The sequence below is a fragment of the Clostridium sp. 29_15 genome, from assembly GCF_001916075.1.
GTDB classification, from domain to species: domain Bacteria; phylum Bacillota; class Clostridia; order Clostridiales; family Clostridiaceae; genus Clostridium; species Clostridium lentum.
The window spans coordinates 43,175-60,661 of record NZ_MNRT01000021.1; the positions used below are offsets into that span (position 1 = coordinate 43,175).

Consider the following 17,487-nt stretch of genomic DNA (forward strand, 5'->3'; position numbering starts at 1 on the left):
AGAAAAGATTAAAATGATGGAATGTGTCTATACTTAAGGAAGGGGTGGTTATATGAAGACAACTATTACTTCTAAAAGCAAGGCAGAAGTTATTTTTCAAAGCATAGGGAATTCATTATTTCAAGTTTTACAATATAATGATATAGGGGGATATTCTAATTATAAAAGCTTTAAGCAGGCAAAGGATATATATGATTGTAATGATGCATTGAGGCAAGTTAAAGTTATTTTAAAAAATAGCACCATAAAGGTACAAAATGAAATATTAAGCTATATGAAAGGTGATATTGGAATAAAGGATAAAAAGATTAAGTCATCAAGCATAACTAGAAGGTTATTGGGTATAGGAGAAAAGACAGGAAAGATATCTTTAAGCGGTACAGGAGAAGTGTATTTTAAGCCATCATTTAAGTATTTTTCTTTAATTGAATTATATGATGAAGAAATAATAGTTGATGAGGATATATTTTATATATGTGAAGATTCAATTAAAATCAATATTGAAGATGGTGAAAAATTATTAGATAAGGATAAATTACAAATAAAACTTAGTGGAAGTGGAATTGTTATTTTACTTATGAATGTTCCTGAAAGTGAGATAGTCAGATGCAAATTATTTAATGATAAGCTTACAGTAGATGGAGATTTTGCTGTATTAAGAAGTGGTTCTATAGATGTATCTATTGAATCAATTAATAATTATCTTAACGATTCAGATATAAGTGAAAAAGAATATCTACATGTTTATGAAGGCATTGGAGAAGTGTGGATATTACCAACTTTAAGCTGTTATGAAGATTTTTCAGAGGATATTGATGAAAACCAGGAGGAATAATGCGCTTATTACTTAACTTTATTAAGCTAAAGTGATAAAATTATATTGAAAAAAGCTGATTTAGGAGTGAGAATAATGAGCATTAAAAATACAGATTTTAAAGAAGAATTAGATATATTATTTAAAGCTATCTTAAAATTAGAAAATGAAGATGAGTGTTATAAATTTTTTGAAGATATAGCAACAATTAATGAATTAAAATCATTAGCGCAAAGAATGCAGGTTGCAAAGATGTTAAAGGAAAAGAAAGTATATACAGAAATAGCAGAAGTTACAGGTGCTAGTACAGCAACAATAAGTAGAGTTAATAAGTGTTTAAATTATGGAGAGGAAGGCTATAATCTAGTGCTAGATAGGCTTTATCCAAAAAGTAAGTAGTTAGATTCTTGTAAAAAAATTGCATAGGATATATACTATAATAGCTACAATAATTATTGTAGTAAAAATCGATATTTGTTAATTATATTAAATAGATAAGATAAGTAGAGGTATTTGTATGAGTAGAATATTTGGTACAGATGGTGTTAGAGGTATAGCTAATACTGAGCTAACATCAGAATTAGCATATAATTTAGGTAGAGCAGGAGCTTTTGTATTAACAGAAGGAACTCATAAACCAAAAATATTAGTAGCAAAAGATACAAGAGTATCAGGAGATATGCTAGAAGCAGCATTAGTAGCTGGGATTCTTTCAGTTGGAGCAGAAGCAGTGATGATAGGTATAGTTCCAACACCAGCAGTTGCATATTTAACTAGAGAGTACAATGCAGATGCAGGAGTAATGATTTCAGCTTCTCATAATCCTGTTGAATATAATGGTATAAAGTTCTTTGATAATAGAGGGTATAAGTTATCGGATGAATTAGAAGATAAGATACAAAAAACAATAGAAGATGGATTTGTAGGGGTACCTAGTCCAATAGGAAAAGATTTAGGAAAATGCCACTTTGAAGCAGAAGGCATAAATAAATATATGGAACATGCTAAATCAACTATAGCAACTGAACTTGCAGGATTAAAAGTTGCTTTAGATTGTGCTAATGGAGCAGCTTATGAAGTTGCAGTAAACGCTTTTAAAAGTTTAGGAGCAGAAGTGCATGTAATCAATAATACTCCAGATGGAACAAACATCAATGAAAAATGTGGATCTACTCATCCGGAAGCTTTAATGGAATATGTAGTTAAAGAAAGATGTGATATAGGATTTGCTTTTGATGGAGATGCAGATAGATGCTTAGCAGTGGATGAAAATGGAAACCTTGTTAATGGAGATTTTATATTAACTATTTGTGCGAAGGCTTTAAAAGAAAAAGGACAATTAAAAGATGATACTTTAGTTGTTACAGTAATGAGTAATTTAGGATTAGACATTGCTTGTAAAGCAGAGGAAATAAGAACATTTAAAACTAAAGTTGGAGATAGATATGTTCTTGAAGAAATGTTAAAGGATGGATATGTTCTTGGAGGAGAACAATCAGGTCATATTATATTCTTAAACCATAATACTACTGGTGATGGATTAGTTACAGCATTAAAAGTGGCAGAAGTTGTTAAAGAAAAGAATAAGACTTTAAGTGAGCTTGCAAGCATAATGAAGGAGCTACCACAAGTATTAGTAAATGCAAAAGTACCTAATCATATGAAAAATATATATTTAGAAGATGAAGAAGTAGTAGAAGCTATAAAAGTAGTTGAAGATAGATTAAATGGAGTAGGAAGGGTGCTTATAAGACCTTCTGGAACAGAACCATTAGTTAGAGTTATGCTTGAAGGCGAAAATCAAGAAGAAATTAACGAAATGGCTCATAGTATAGCTAATTTAATATTAAGTAAAATATAAAAATATTAGAAAGTGAAAGTAGAAAATTCTACTTTCGCTTTTTTTTACATATAAATTTACATGATAATATTTTTATTGTAAAGTATGAAAAATTGTAGAAAAGAGTATTTTTAAAATAATAATAAAATATGAAAGCGATTATTAATAAAATAAAATTGGAGATATTGCGATGGTAAAGAGTTAAGAATAGTCTTTATTTTTTAACAAACTATTAATAATAATAAAATCTTTTTGCTAGATATTAATAAAATGAAAAAAAAAGCTAATATTATTGACTTTGCTATAGAATAGAGAGTAAAATTTTTAAAATACAGTAAAATAATATAAAAAGTTACGGCGGTGTAAGTTATAAAGTAGTATAATAATTCAGTTTATAGAGAGTTAGTGTTAATCAAGGTAAGTGCTGATGCTGAAAAAAGAGCTGAGATAAATAATAAGTGAAAAAGGGGGCAATAATATGGCAATGACCATGACACAGAAAATTTTAGCTAAGCATGCAGGGTTAGAAAGCGTTAGAAGTGGACAACTTATTGAAGCAGAATTAGATATGATTTTAGGCAATGATATAACTTCGCCTGTAGCTATTAATGAGTTTGAAAAATTAGGCTTAGATAATGTCTTTCATAGGGATAAAATTTCTATTGTGCCAGATCATTTTACACCTAATAAGGACATAAAGGCAGCAGAGCAGTGTAGATTAGTGAGGGAATTTGTAAAGAATAAAAAGATTAGTAATTATTTCGAAGTTGGGCAGATGGGCATAGAACATTGTTTATTGCCAGAGAAAGGACTTGTGGTTGCAGGTGATGTAGTTATAGGGGCTGATTCACATACTTGCACATATGGGGCATTAGGTGCTTTTTCAACGGGAATAGGTTCAACAGATATGGCAGCAGGTATGGCTACAGGGAAATGTTGGTTTAAAGTTCCATCAGCTATTAAGTTTATACTAAATGGTAAACCAGGAAAATGGGTAAGTGGAAAAGATATAATACTTCATATAATTGGGGGAATAGGAGTAGATGGTGCATTATATAAGTCTATGGAATTTGAAGGCCAAGGGATAAAATATCTTTCAATGGATGATAGGTTTACTATATGTAATATGGCTATAGAAGCTGGAGGAAAAAATGGAATATTTCCAGTAGATGAAAAAACCATAGAATATATGAAAGAACACTCTAAAAAAGAGTGGATGGAGTTTAATGCAGATGAAGATGCTGAATATGAAGCTGTTTATGAAATTGATTTATCAAAGATAAGGCCAACAGTATCATTTCCACATTTGCCAGATAACACAAGGACTATTGATGAAGTTGGGGAAGTAAAGATAGACCAAGTTGTTATTGGATCATGTACTAATGGAAGACTTTCAGATTTAAGGATAGCAGCAAAGATATTAAGAGGCAAAAAGGTTCATAAGGGTATAAGATGCATCATTATCCCAGGAACACAAAATATATATCTTGAAGCTATGAAAGAAGGACTCATAAAGGATTTTATAGAAGCAGGTGCTGTAGTTTCTACGCCAACTTGTGGCCCATGTCTAGGGGGGTATATGGGTATATTGGCAAAGGAAGAAAGAGCAGTATCAACAACTAATAGAAATTTCGTTGGAAGAATGGGGCATGTGGAATCTGAGGTATACTTAGCAAGTCCAGCAGTTGCAGCAGCTTCAGCAATTAGAGGTAAGATAGCAAATCCAGAATTGTTGTAAAATGGGGGTTATTAAATGAAAGCAAGAGGCAGAGCTTTTAAATATGGTGATAATGTAGATACAGATGTAATAATACCAGCAAGATATTTAAATACAGCAGATCATAGTGAACTGGCAAGCCACTGTATGGAAGATATAGATAAAGATTTTACAAAGAAAGTTAATAATGGGGATATAATTGTAGCAAAAAAGAATTTTGGTTGTGGTTCATCTAGAGAACATGCACCGCTAGCTATAAAGTCAAGTGGAATAAGCTGTGTAATAGCATCTACTTTTGCTAGGATATTTTTTAGAAATTCAATAAATATAGGATTGCCTATTATTGAGTGTGATGAAGCGGCAAAAGCAATAGAAGATGGGGATGAATTAGAAATAGATTTTAGCAGTGGAGTAATCAAAAATATTACTAAAAATGAAAACTACAAAGGAGAACCTTTTCCAGAATTCATGCAAAACATTATCAATAGCAATGGACTTATTAATTACATTAAAAATTTAAAATGAAAAATTAGAATAATGAATAATAAAATTTTTCATTTTAATTATTTATTTTTCATTTAAAAAAGGGGGCTTTTTTTATGAATTATAGAATAGTAGCAATACCAGGAGATGGTATAGGACCAGAAGTTGTTAGAGAAGCTGTACTTATATTAGATAAAATTGGAGAAGAATTTAATCATAAATTTGAAATAAAATACGCTTTAGCAGGGGGATGTGCCATTGATGAAGTGGGAGTCCCTTTGCCACATGAAACATTAAAGATTTGTCAAAGTAGTGATGCGGTATTACTTGGGGCTGTAGGAGGGTATAAATGGGATAATACTACTGCTAAAGTAAGACCAGAACAAGCTTTACTTGGTTTAAGGGAAGGATTAAACCTTTACTGTAACTTAAGACCAGCTCTTTTGTATAATCCTTTAAAAATAGCATCACCATTAAAAGAAGAACTAATTAATGATGGAATAGATATAGTTGTAGTAAGAGAACTGACAGGAGGAATTTATTTTGGTAACCGTGGAAGATTTCTTGAAGATGGTGTAGAAGCTGCTTTTGACACAGAAAAATATAATAAAGAAGAAGTAAGAAGAATTGCTAAGATTGCTTTTGAAACTGCCATGAAGAGAAATAAGAAGGTAACCAGTGTTGATAAGGCTAATGTTTTAGAAAGTTCAAGGCTATGGAGAGAAACAGTAATTGAAGTTTCTAAGGGATATAAGAAAGTAGAACTAAATCATATGTATATAGATAATGCATCAATGCAGCTTGTGAGGAATCCGGCACAATTTGATGTGATAGTTACTTCCAATATGTTTGGAGATATTTTATCAGATGAAGCTTCAATGATAACAGGGTCTATAGGAATGTTGCCATCAGCATCTTTAGGTAAGGGAAAGCTTGGAATGTATGAACCTATTCATGGTTCAGCACCAGATATTGCAGGTATGGATATAGCTAATCCTTTAGCAACAATATTATCGGTAGCTATGATATTTAGATATAGCTTAGATTTAGAAGAAGAAGCCCAAGCCATTGAAAACTCTGTAGTTAAAGTATTGGAAGATGGTTATAGAACTAAGGATATTTATAGTGAAGGTACAAGACTCGTTGGTACAAGAAAAATGGGACAGCTAGTTATTGAAAGATTAAGCAAGATATAGAGGTGAATATAATTGAGAAGTGATATGGTTAAGAAGGGGATAACAAGAGCACCTCATAGGGCTCTTTTTAAGGCAATAGGATTAAGTGATCGGGAACTAGAAAGACCACTTATAGGAATAGTAACATCACAAAATGATATAATACCTGGACATATTAATTTAGACAAGATTGTTGAAGCAACTAAAAAAGGTGTACTTATCAGTGGAGGAACCCCATTAGTATTTCCAACCATAGGAGTATGTGATGGAATAGCTATGGGTCACGAAGGTATGAAGTATTCATTGGCTACAAGAGAGTTAATAGCAGATAGTGTTGAGTGTATGGTAAAAGCTCATGGTTTTGATGCTTTAGTATTTATTCCTAATTGCGATAAGATAGTACCAGGAATGATAATGGCTGCATTAAGGCTTAATATACCTTCAGTATTTGTTAGTGGAGGGCCAATGTTAGCAGGTAAATATAAAGGTGAGGCAGTATCATTATCAACACTATTTGAAGCAGTTGGTTCTGTAGAAAGTGGAAAAATGACTAAAGAAGAATTAAAAGAATTGGAATGTAAGTCATGTCCAACATGTGGTTCATGTTCAGGAATGTTTACAGCTAATTCAATGAATTGTCTTACAGAAGTTTTAGGATTAGGGCTTCCAGGCAATGGAACTATTCCAGCTGTATATTCAGAAAGAATAATACTTGCCAAGCATGCTGGAATGGCAGTTATGAATTTATTAAAAAATAATATAAAACCAAGAGATATAGTAAATGAAAAATCAATTAAAAATGCACTTGCTGTAGATATGGCTTTAGGATGTTCAACCAATAGTGTATTACATTTAACAGCTATAGCAAATGAAGCAAAACTACAAATGAATTTAGATATTATTAATGAAATGTCATCAAAAGTTCCTAATATTTGTAAGTTAGCACCAGCATCGAATATTCATATTCAAGATTTATATGAAGCTGGTGGAATATCTGCAGTTATTAATGAATTAAGTAAAAAAGATTTAATAGATTTAGAGTGTATTACAGCTACAGGAAAGACCATAGGTGAAAATGTTAAAGATAAAAAAGTATTGAATTATGATGTAATAAAGCATGTGGAAAGACCATATAGCAAAACAGGTGGCATAGCTGTATTAAGAGGAAATTTAGCAGTGGATGGAGCTGTAGTAAAGAGATCGGCAGTACTTCCTGAAATGTTAGTTCATCAAGGGCCAGCTAAAGTATTTGATTCAGAAGAGGAAGCTGTAGAAGCTATATTTAATAATAAGATAGTGGCAGGAGATGTTATTGTAATAAGATATGAAGGACCAAAAGGTGGACCAGGTATGAGAGAAATGCTTTCACCGACATCTGCTATATCAGGAATGGGACTTGATAAATCGGTTGCGCTTATTACAGATGGAAGATTTAGTGGAGCCACAAGGGGAGCATCAATAGGACATGTATCTCCAGAAGCAGCAGAAGGTGGAGTAATTGCTCTAGTAGAAAATGGTGATATAATTTCAATAGATATAAATAGTGGTAAGTTAGAATTATTAGTTAATAAAGATGTACTAGAAGAAAGAAAGAAGAATATTGTAAAAGTTGAACCTAAAATTAAGGAGGGATATCTTGCAAGATATGCTAAGCTAGTAAGTTCAGCAAACACAGGAGCAGTTTATAAATAATTAAACAGTAAATGTTGTTACACTAATTAGAGTCAGCATTCATTAACGAAGTGTTAATTAGATTGTCGTTTAATTAAAAAGGGGGCGATTTATGTGTTATTGACTGGTGCTGAAATTTTGGTGAATTCGCTGATAGATAATGGCGTTGATACTGTATTCGGTTATCCAGGTGGGGCAGTTTTAAATATATATGACGCATTATTTAAGAAAAACGATAAAATAAGGCATATTTTAACTTGCCATGAACAAGGTGCAGCTCATGCAGCTGATGGATATGCTAGATCAACAGGTAAGGTCGGTGTATGTATAGCAACATCAGGGCCTGGAGCAACAAATTTGGTTACAGGAATTGCTACAGCTTATATGGATTCAACACCAATGGTTGCAATTACAGGTAATGTTACGAGGCCTTTACTTGGTAAAGATAGTTTTCAAGAAGTGGATATTACAGGTATTACAATGCCTATAACTAAGCATAATTATATAGTTAAAGATATAAAGGATCTACAAAAAATAATTAATGAGGCTTTTTATATTGCTTCATCAGGACGTCATGGTCCAGTACTTATTGATATACCTAAGGATATAACAGCAGAAAAGTATAATTATATAACGATGGAGCCTAAAAATAGAAAAAAAAGTTTACAGCATATAAATATAAACTCTCTAGAGAGGTTTGCACAATTAATCAATGAGAGTGAGAATCCTTTTATTTATGCAGGAGGAGGAATATTAAGTTCAAATGCAGAAAAAGAAGTTTTAGTTTTGGCAGAAAAAATAAACGCACCAGTTGCAACCAGTCTTATGGGAATAGGCTCTATTCCTAATGATCATAGATTATATACAGGAATGATTGGAATGCATGGTACTAAAGCTTCAAATCTTTTGGCTACCAGTTGTGATTTGATTATTGCTTTAGGAGCAAGATTTAGTGATAGGGTAATAAGTCATAAAAACCATATAAAGAATGCTAAAATAATCCAAATAGATATAGATCCTACAGAGATAAATAAAAACGTTAAAGTAGATTCATATATTGTAGGTGATATAAAGGAAGTTCTAAAAAAGTTATTTCCTATGATAAATGAAAAAGAAAATATAGCATGGATAAATAAAATGAATGAACTTAAAGCATTAAATAATAAGGAAGTAGTGAAAGAAGGAGTACTTACACCAGAATATTTATTTACTTTATTAAATAAAATGAATAATGGTAATTTTATTATTACCACAGAAGTTGGACAACATCAAATGTGGACAGCTCAAAATTATAAATTTTATAAGCCAAGGACATTTATAAGTTCATGTGGACTTGGAACTATGGGATTTGGAATGGGTGCGTCCATTGGTGCACAAATGGGAAATCCTAAGGCTGTAGTATTCAATATTGCTGGAGATGGTAGCTTTGGTATGGATTGCAATGAATTTGCCACAGCAGTTAATTTTAAGCTTCCTATAAAAGTAATAGTGATGAATAATAATGCTTTAGGAATGGTCAGACAATGGCAAAGCTTGTTTTATGAAGGTAGATATGCTGAAACAACATTAAATAGAGCAACTGATTTTGTAAAATTGGCAGAAGCTTTTGGAGGAAATGGTTTTAGGGTAGAAAAACCAGAAGAGTTACAGGAGATATTAGAAAAAGCATTAGCCACTGATGGACCTGTAATTATAGATTACAAAATTAATAGTGATGATATGGTGTTCCCAATGGTTGCACCAGGGGCACCAATAAATGAAATTATCAGTAAAGAGGATATTAAATTATAAATTGGAGGGTATAAAAATGGCAAAGATGTTTTATGAGAAGGATACTAATTTAGGATTATTGCAAGGAAAGAAAATAGCAGTAATTGGTTTTGGTAGCCAAGGACATGCCCATGCATTAAATTTACATGAAAGTGGAGTAGATGTAATTGTAGGATTATATGAAGGGAGCAAATCATGGAATAAGGCAAAAGAAGCAGGATTAGAAGTTACTACAACTTCAGAGGCAGCTAAAAATGCTGATATTATAATTATATTAGTACCAGATGAAAAGCAAGCAAAATTATATAGAGAAGAAATTGAACCATACTTGGAAGAGGGAAATGCTTTAGTATTTGCTCATGGATTTAATATTCACTTTAAGCAAATAGTACCACCTTCAAACGTTGATGTATTTATGATAGCTCCAAAAGGACCAGGACATATGGTAAGAAAAACTTATACCGAAGGATCTGGTGTTCCATGTTTAATAGCTGTAGAGCAAGATTATTCAGGAAAGGCTAAGGATTTAGCATTAGCCTATGCAAATGGTATAGGTGGAGCTAGAGCTGGTGTTCTTGAAACTACATTTAAAGATGAAACAGAAACAGATTTATTTGGTGAACAAGCAGTTCTTTGTGGAGGAATCACAGCTTTAATTAAGGCTGGTTTTGAAACTTTAGTTGAAGCAGGATATGCACCAGAAAATGCTTATTTTGAATGTATGCATGAAATGAAGCTTATTGTAGATTTAATGTATCAAGGTGGTATGGCTGCCATGAGATATTCAATTTCTGATACAGCTGAATATGGTGATTATGTAACTGGAAGCAGAATAATTACTGATGAAACTAAGAAGGAAATGAAACAAGTTTTAACTGAAATTCAAAATGGAACATTTGCTAAGAAATGGCTTCTTGAAAATCAAGTTGGTAGACCTACATTTAATGCTATGAGAAGAATGGAAGCAGAGCATCCAATAGAAAAAGTAGGTAAAGAGCTTAGAGAAATGATGTCTTGGATAGACAGTAAGAAATTAGATTAATAATTAAAAATGAAAAATTAAAAATTAAAGTGAGAAGGGTCTGTTCAGTCTGTTCATAGTGGGACAGTCCCTTTTTTATTTTAAATAAAAACTGGAAAAAGATTATTGACAATTTTTAAGATATAGTATATTATCATATTAAATATTATTAAATAACTCTTAAAGAGTTATTTAAACAATGTATAAAGGGGTAATTATTATGATAATATTAACAATAGAAAATGTTCCAGGAAAAGAAATTAAAGAAGTTAAAGGATTAGTAAAAGGAAGTACTGTAAGATGTAAAAACATTGGACGTGATATAACTGCTTCTTTTAAAAATCTTGTAGGTGGGGAAATGTCAGGATATAATGATATGCTTACAGAAGCAAGACAAATAGCTATTGGAAGAATGGTTGATGAGGCAGAAGCTATGGGAGCTAATGCAATTATAGGAATGAAGTTAATGTCTTCTGCTATAGCAGCAGGAGCAGCAGAAATGGTAGCTTATGGTACAGCAGTAGTAGTGGAATAAAAAGGAGTAATTTATTTTGAATATAACATTGATGATTATATTATACGTTGGGTTTTGGATACTTACAGCTATAGGATCAATAGCAATGATAATATGGGCTATAGTAAGTAGGATTAAAGAAAAAAAGATAGAAAAAGAAAAACATAAGAAGTATAAAGAATACTAATTATAATAAATAATATAAGAAATTATCATGTAAAAAGTCATTAGAATTTTAAAATATATTTAACATCTAATGCTTTTTTCACATAAAGTAATAAAAGTATAAAATTACAAGTAGACAAGCTGTAAAAAATATATTATCATATGTTTTATAGTAAATTACAATCGAATGTTCGTATAATGCCGGAAATATGGTCCGGGAGTCTCTACCAAATCACCATAAATGATTTGACTACGATATGGATTTAATATTTATATATAAGTACATACAGTATAAATTCTATTAATATAATACATATCTTTTTCCTCATATCATGCGATATTCGGTTGTAAAGAAAATGCATGGAGGAACAAACGATGGAATTCTTATCAAACTATTTCAAATTCAAAGAAAAAGAAACAAATTTTAAAAGTGAAACCATAGGTGGTATAACTACATTTTTAACAATGGCTTATGCGTTATTCTTAATTCCTAGTGTACTTGCAGAGGCTGGTATGCCACAAGGTAGTGTATTTGTAGCTACAGGACTTGCAGCAGCTTTAGGAACACTAATAATGGGAATATTCGCGAATTTTCCAATGGGATTAGCACCAGGTGTTGGTTTAAATGCATTCTTTGCATATAGTGTATGTTTAGGAATGGGTATTAAGTGGGAGATAGCACTATCAGGTGTATTAGCTTCAGGAATTATATTTTTAATAATATCAGCAACTGGTTTAAGAGAAATGATTATTAAAGCTATACCAACTAACTTAAAGTTTGCAGTAAGTGCAGGAATAGGATTATTCATTGCTTTTATAGGATTAAAAAATGCAGGAATAGTAGTAGCTAATTCAGCAACTTTTGTAGGTCTTGGTGATTTAACAGATCCTACAGTTTTACTTTCTATATTTGGTGTTATTGCAATTTCAATATTTATGGTTAGAGGTTCTAAAATAGCAATCTTCTTAGGTATGGGGTTAACAGCAATTGTGGGTATGATAACAGGACTTATTGATATACCAACATCAGTAATATCAATGCCACCATCAATGGCACCTACTTTTGGAGCTGCTATTAAGAACTTAGGAAATATATTTAATCCAGAAATGATTCTAGTAATATTTACTTTCTTATTTATGGATTTCTTTGATACAGCAGGAACATTAGTGGCTGTCGGTTCAAAGGTTGGACTTCTTAAAAAAGATGGTTCTATAGAAAATGGTTCAAAAGCATTGTTAGCTGACTCAATTGCTACATGTATAGGATCAATATTGGGTACAACTAATACAACATCATATGTTGAATCATTATCAGGAGCTTCTGTTGGAGCAAAAACAGGATTTTCCAGTGTAGTAGTTGGAGGATTATTCTTAGTATCATTATTCTTCTCACCATTACTTACAGTAATAACTTCAGCAGTTACAGCTCCAGCACTTATTATAGTTGGATCATTAATGTGTTCATCACTTAAGGAAATAGAATGGGAAAGATCAGAAATAGCTATTCCATCATTCTTAACTATTTTATTAATGCCATTAACATATAGCATTGGTGAAGGAATTGCTTGCGGATTTTTAACATATGTTATTTTGATGATATTTAAAGGAAAAACTAAAAAAGTTCATCCAGTAATGTATGTATTAGCACTATTATTTGTAATATATTTTGCTATAAGATAGAGTTTTGTTTATAAAAATTGAGCTTAAATTATCAATAACAGAGATAGTTTAAGCTCAATTTATTTTTGATTATTAAAATATATATTAAGAGTTTTATACATAAGAGAAATACTTTACAATAATAATTTGAATCTGTATAATTAATCTGTAATTTGCAAAAAATGATAATAGTAATTGCGCTGAAGAGGAGCAGTAAATAGAAGTTTAATTTAAAGCGATTTAGGAATGGTGTGAGCCTAAAATTTAAAATTATTGAAGGAAACCTTGGAGCAATAAAATTAAATAAGTATTTGAGTGGGTTAATTTTTATTAACCAATTTAGGTGGTAACGCGGAAGTAAGTCTTTCGTCCTATATTTTAATGGGATGAAAGACTTTTTTATATTTTAACAAAAAAAAAGATAAGGAGAATAACATTATGTCATTTGAAAAATTAGCTGAAATAATATTTCCTAATGTTGAACATGATAGAGAATATTATATAGCAAAATACCCAAAGAGAAACTTAAAAGAAGGTGCTAGAGTAACTAGATATGCACCATCACCAACAGGATTCCAACATATAGGAGGAGTTTTTGCTGCATTAATTAATGAAAGATTAGCAAGTCAAAGTGAAGGTGTTTTCTATTTAAGAATAGAAGATACAGAGAGAAGTTGAAGGTGCCATTGAAGATACAATTACAACTATGCACAATTTTGGAATGGACTTCAGTGAAGGAATGACTGGCCAAGAAACTTCAAAAGGTGAATATGGTCCATACAGACAAAGTGAAAGAGCTGAAATATATAGAACTTTTGCTAAAGATTTATTATTAAAAGGTTTAGCATATCCAGATTTTTGTACTCCAGAAGAATTAGCTGCTTTAAGAGAAGAGCAAATAGCTAATAAAATAACTCCAGGATACTATGGAGAATATGCTAAATATAGAAATATAACTGAAGAAGAAGCTATTGAAAGAATAAACAATGGTGAAAGTTATATATTAAGATTAAAATCACCAGGAAATATTGAAAATAGAGTAGAATTTCATGATTTAATTAAAGGTGATATATCATTCCCTGAAAACAATCAAGATGTTGTTCTTATAAAAGGTGATGGACTTCCAACATATCACTTTGCACATGCTATAGATGATTATTTAATGAGAACTACAGATGTAATAAGAGGAGAAGAGTGGTTATCATCACTTCCAATACACGTTCAATTATTTGAAGTATTAGGATTTGAAAGACCAAACTATGCTCATATTCCAACAATAATGAAACAAGAAGGTGGATCTAAGAGAAAACTTTCTAAGAGAAAAGATGCTGAAGCAGCTGTTTCTTACTACAATGAAGTTGGATATCCAGTAGTATGTGTTATTGAATACTTATTAAACATAGTTAATTCAAGTTATGAAGAATGGAGAGCTGAAAATACATGTGCTGATTACCATGAGTTTGTTGTTCATTTAGATAAAATGAGTAAGAGTGGAGCATTATTTGATTTAGTTAAATTAAATGACGTTTCTAAAGATGTTATAGCTAGAATGTCAGCAGACAAAGTATATGAACAATATACTGCATGGGCTAAACAATATGATGAAGAAATGTATAACTTAGTAACTTCAAATGAAGCTATGGCAAGAGAAATATTTAATATAGATAAAGAAGGCCCAAAACCAAGAAAAGACTTTGCAAAGTGGGATGAAGTTAAAGATAAGATATTCTACTTCTTTGATGAATTATTCTACAAGGAAACTGTAGAGCAAGTAGAATTACCAAAGAATTTATCATTAGAAAATGCTAAGGCTATAATTGAAGAATATGCTAAAAAATTTACATTTAATGTTGGAAGCCAAGAAGAATGGTTTGAAGAATTAAAAGTAATAGGAGCTGAGCTTGGATACTGTGCTAATAGAAAAGAATATAAAGCAAACCCAGAAAATTATAAAGGAATGATTTCTGATGTTGCTGGTGCTGTAAGAACTGCTTTAGCACATAGAACAAATACTCCAGACCTTTATACTATAATGCAAATTATGGGTGAAGAAAAAGTTAGAGAAAGATTCAACAAGTTTTTAAATTTATAATTAATAAAGGTTTGTTCCAAACTTAATCTTTAATCACTCATATTTCATAAGTATCTAATTAATTACTGTTCTTCATAATAAAATCAGGTATAGAGTTTGTCTAAAAAGCACACAATAGTAATGACTTAAGGATAGGATGTTGCTTTAGTCGATAGTCCTAAGAGTCTTAACAACTGAATAGAAAATTTAATGAGCAATGCTATAACTAGAGTTTTTGGACTGGCTATAGTATTGCAAAAATAAAAGATAGTTTATAGGAGGGCAAAAGTATGAGCAAATCTAAAAAATGTCACTGTAATCATGAACTGTCATCAACATCAGTGGAGGGCCATGGCTGCGGATGCGGCCAAAAGGCAAAAAAGAGTGCGACAAATAATCAATGGACAACTGCCAGCAGAGGAAGTTGTGTATGTGAATGTAACGAAGAGCATAAATAAGTAAAGAGACTTGGACAGAAAAATACCATTTTATAAGTGGGTTATATGAAGTTTTCAACCAATAAACTATTATTGGAAAGAAAAGCTTCATGTAGCTCATTTTTTAAATGAATAAAAATAGTAGAAAAACTAAAACTATATATAACTAAAAATTAGAAAGGAGAAGAATAAGAAAGATGACTAATGAAAAGAAAGGCATAAAGAAAAGTGCATTATTGAAGCTTAATAATATACGAGCAAATAATTGGGACATAGATTGTGATACAAATTTTTTAAATGACTATAGTGATGATTATGGTTTTTATGAAGATAGAATAAATATAGAAAATAAGTGGAGATAATTCTCCACTTATTTATTAAGTTTAAAAGAAGATTTTAAGGATACTATTCTATTGAAAACTAACTTTTCAGCTGTAGTATATTTAGGATCAACATTAAAGAAACCGTTTCTTACCATTTGGAATTTATCTTGAGGTTTAGCATTCTTAATAGCTGTTGGCTCAATAAATCCGTCTAATATTTCTATTGAATGAGGATTTATTTGTTCTAAGAAGTGTTTTCCTTCATTTCCTTCTGCAGCATCTAAGATTAATGGTTCATATAATCTAAATTCAGCAGGAATAGCATTTTTAGCATCTACCCAGTGGATAGTTCCTTTTACTTTTCTGCCTGTAAATCCTGAACCACTCTTAGTTTCTGAATCGTAAGTACAATGAACTTCAAGTACATTACCATTTTCATCTTTGATTACATCAGTACATTTAACAAAATATGCACCAATTAATCTAACTTCATTTCCAGGGAATAATCTAAAGTATTTTTTTATTGGAACTTCCATAAAATCTTCTTGTTCAATGTATAATTCTCTTGAGAAAGGAACTAATCTTTTACCAAAAGATTCATCTTTTGCATTATTGCTTACTTCTAGCATTTCAGTTTGTCCTTCAGGATAGTTAGTGATAACTAATTTTAAAGGATTTAGGATAGCCATAGCATTTGGTGCTTTCATTTGTAAGTCTTCTCTTACAAAGTAATCAAGCATTTGAGAATCAACTGTTGAGTTTGCTTTAGCAACACCTATAGCTGAGCAGAAGTTTCTTAAAGCTTCAGGAGTACATCCTCTTCTTCTAAGACCAGAAATAGTAGGCATTCTTGGATCATCCCAGCCATCAACAACACCTTCATCTACTAATTGCTTAAGCTTTCTCTTTAATCTAGCAAATTCAATTTGTCTAGGAACACATTCCATTTCACATTCTCTTACAACCCAGTCATAAAGAGGTCTATGATCTTCAAATTCTAACGTACAAATAGAGTGAGTAATTCCTTCTATAGCATCTTCTAATGGATGAGCAAAGTCATACATTGGGTAGATACACCATTTGTCTCCTGTATTATGGTGAGTTGCATGTGCAATTCTATAGATTATTGGATCTCTCATATTAAGGTTTGGAGAAGCCATATCTATTTTAGCTCTAAGAACTTTTTCTCCATCTTTGAATTCACCATTTTTCATTCTTTCGAATAAATTTAGGTTTTCTTCAATGGATCTATTTCTATATGGGCTTTCTTTACCAGGTTCAGTTAATGATCCTCTATATGCTTTTGCTTCTTCTGGAGTAAGATCACATACATAAGCTAATCCTTTCTTAATTAAAAGAACAGCTTTTTCATACATAGTATCAAAGTAATCAGATGCAAAGAATAAAGCATCCCAATTTCCACCTAACCATTTAACATCTTCTTTAATAGATTCAACATATTCTGTATCTTCCTTTACAGGGTTAGTATCATCAAATCTTAAATGTGTTTTACCATGGAATTCTTCAGCTAAACCAAAGTTTAATAATATAGATTTTGCATGACCTATATGTAAATAACCATTTGGCTCTGGTGGGAAACGAGTGATTATCTCATTATGTTTTCCACTCTCTAAGTCATTAATGATTATATTTCTTATAAAATTAGAAGAATTAATTTCATTTGACATTGTTTTACCTCGCTCAAAGTTTATTTATTAATTAAGTAAAAATATATAAATTTACCCTATTAACATAGTTTACTATTAATAATAATTTTAATCTAATATACAGAAAAAATAAAGAAAAACATTAAAAGACTGATTTATG

Annotated in this window: 15 protein-coding genes, 1 pseudogene, 1 riboswitch and 1 other annotated feature; of the genes and pseudogenes, 15 read left to right on the top strand and 1 reads right to left on the bottom strand. The window is 31.1% G+C overall.

Annotation, left to right across the window (positions count from 1 at the left end; genetic code table 11):
• The first annotated feature begins 52 nt into the window (after nt 1-52).
• From BHW04_RS03455 to BHW04_RS03525, 15 genes and pseudogenes are all read left to right on the top strand, one after another.
• Nucleotides 53-835: an AIM24 family protein gene (locus tag BHW04_RS03455; protein WP_022212030.1), complete on the top strand. Its 783-nt coding sequence runs from the start codon at nt 53-55 to the stop codon at nt 833-835.
• A gap of 75 nt (nt 836-910) precedes the next feature.
• Nucleotides 911-1,213: a YerC/YecD family TrpR-related protein gene (locus BHW04_RS03460; protein ID WP_022212031.1), complete on the top strand. Its 303-nt coding sequence runs from the start codon at nt 911-913 to the stop codon at nt 1,211-1,213.
• Between the two features lie 118 nt (nt 1,214-1,331).
• On the top strand, nt 1,332-2,675 hold the full coding sequence (gene glmM / locus BHW04_RS03465; RefSeq protein ID WP_302630712.1) for a phosphoglucosamine mutase: 1,344 nt from the start codon (nt 1,332-1,334) through the stop codon (nt 2,673-2,675).
• A gap of 457 nt (nt 2,676-3,132) precedes the next feature.
• Complete coding sequence (gene leuC / locus BHW04_RS03470; RefSeq protein ID WP_302630711.1) at nt 3,133-4,392, top strand: 3-isopropylmalate dehydratase large subunit; 1,260 nt, start codon at nt 3,133-3,135, stop codon at nt 4,390-4,392.
• 15 nt (nt 4,393-4,407) lie between these two features.
• Nucleotides 4,408-4,896, top strand: a complete 489-nt coding sequence (gene leuD, locus BHW04_RS03475; protein ID WP_022212034.1) for a 3-isopropylmalate dehydratase small subunit — start codon at nt 4,408-4,410, stop codon at nt 4,894-4,896.
• 74 nt (nt 4,897-4,970) lie between these two features.
• Nucleotides 4,971-6,050, top strand: a complete 1,080-nt coding sequence (gene leuB / locus BHW04_RS03480; RefSeq protein WP_302623239.1) for a 3-isopropylmalate dehydrogenase — start codon at nt 4,971-4,973, stop codon at nt 6,048-6,050.
• Nucleotides 6,051-6,062: 12 nt separating this feature from the next.
• The gene (ilvD, locus tag BHW04_RS03485; RefSeq protein WP_302698896.1) at nt 6,063-7,721 is read left to right on the top strand and encodes a dihydroxy-acid dehydratase; all 1,659 of its coding nucleotides are present in this window, start codon (nt 6,063-6,065) and stop codon (nt 7,719-7,721) included.
• Nucleotides 7,722-7,814: 93 nt separating this feature from the next.
• Entirely contained in the window at nt 7,815-9,491 is a 1,677-nt protein-coding gene (ilvB, locus tag BHW04_RS03490; protein WP_302630708.1) for a biosynthetic-type acetolactate synthase large subunit, read from the top strand.
• Between the two features lie 16 nt (nt 9,492-9,507).
• Nucleotides 9,508-10,512: a ketol-acid reductoisomerase gene (gene ilvC / locus BHW04_RS03495; protein ID WP_302630707.1), complete on the top strand. Its 1,005-nt coding sequence runs from the start codon at nt 9,508-9,510 to the stop codon at nt 10,510-10,512.
• Nucleotides 10,513-10,711: 199 nt separating this feature from the next.
• A complete protein-coding gene (locus BHW04_RS03500; protein WP_302623235.1) occupies nt 10,712-11,026 on the top strand; it encodes a heavy metal-binding domain-containing protein in 315 nt (104 codons plus the stop codon).
• 16 nt (nt 11,027-11,042) lie between these two features.
• On the top strand, nt 11,043-11,192 hold the full coding sequence (locus BHW04_RS03505) for a hypothetical protein (RefSeq protein ID WP_022212040.1): 150 nt from the start codon (nt 11,043-11,045) through the stop codon (nt 11,190-11,192).
• 149 nt (nt 11,193-11,341) lie between these two features.
• A riboswitch (purine riboswitch) is annotated at nt 11,342-11,443 on the top strand.
• A 102-nt stretch (nt 11,444-11,545) separates the two neighbouring features.
• Nucleotides 11,546-12,850 carry an NCS2 family permease gene (locus BHW04_RS03510; protein ID WP_022212041.1) on the top strand — a complete coding sequence of 435 codons (1,305 nt, stop codon included), beginning with the start codon at nt 11,546-11,548 and terminating at the stop codon, nt 12,848-12,850.
• Between the two features lie 170 nt (nt 12,851-13,020).
• Nucleotides 13,021-13,206 (top strand) — a binding site (T-box leader).
• Nucleotides 13,207-13,267: 61 nt separating this feature from the next.
• Nucleotides 13,268-14,921: pseudogene (gene gltX, locus BHW04_RS03515) on the top strand (glutamate--tRNA ligase).
• A gap of 269 nt (nt 14,922-15,190) precedes the next feature.
• The gene (locus tag BHW04_RS03520) at nt 15,191-15,358 is read left to right on the top strand and encodes a hypothetical protein (RefSeq protein WP_022212043.1); all 168 of its coding nucleotides are present in this window, start codon (nt 15,191-15,193) and stop codon (nt 15,356-15,358) included.
• Between the two features lie 176 nt (nt 15,359-15,534).
• Nucleotides 15,535-15,699 (top strand): hypothetical protein, encoded by a 165-nt coding sequence (locus BHW04_RS03525; protein ID WP_022212044.1) that lies wholly within the window; start codon nt 15,535-15,537, stop codon nt 15,697-15,699.
• A gap of 8 nt (nt 15,700-15,707) precedes the next feature.
• Here BHW04_RS03525 and BHW04_RS03530 read toward each other — a convergent pair whose 3' ends face one another.
• Nucleotides 15,708-17,348, bottom strand: a complete 1,641-nt coding sequence (locus tag BHW04_RS03530; protein ID WP_302698899.1) for a glutamine--tRNA ligase/YqeY domain fusion protein — start codon at nt 17,346-17,348, stop codon at nt 15,708-15,710.
• Nucleotides 17,349-17,487: the final 139 nt, after the last annotated feature.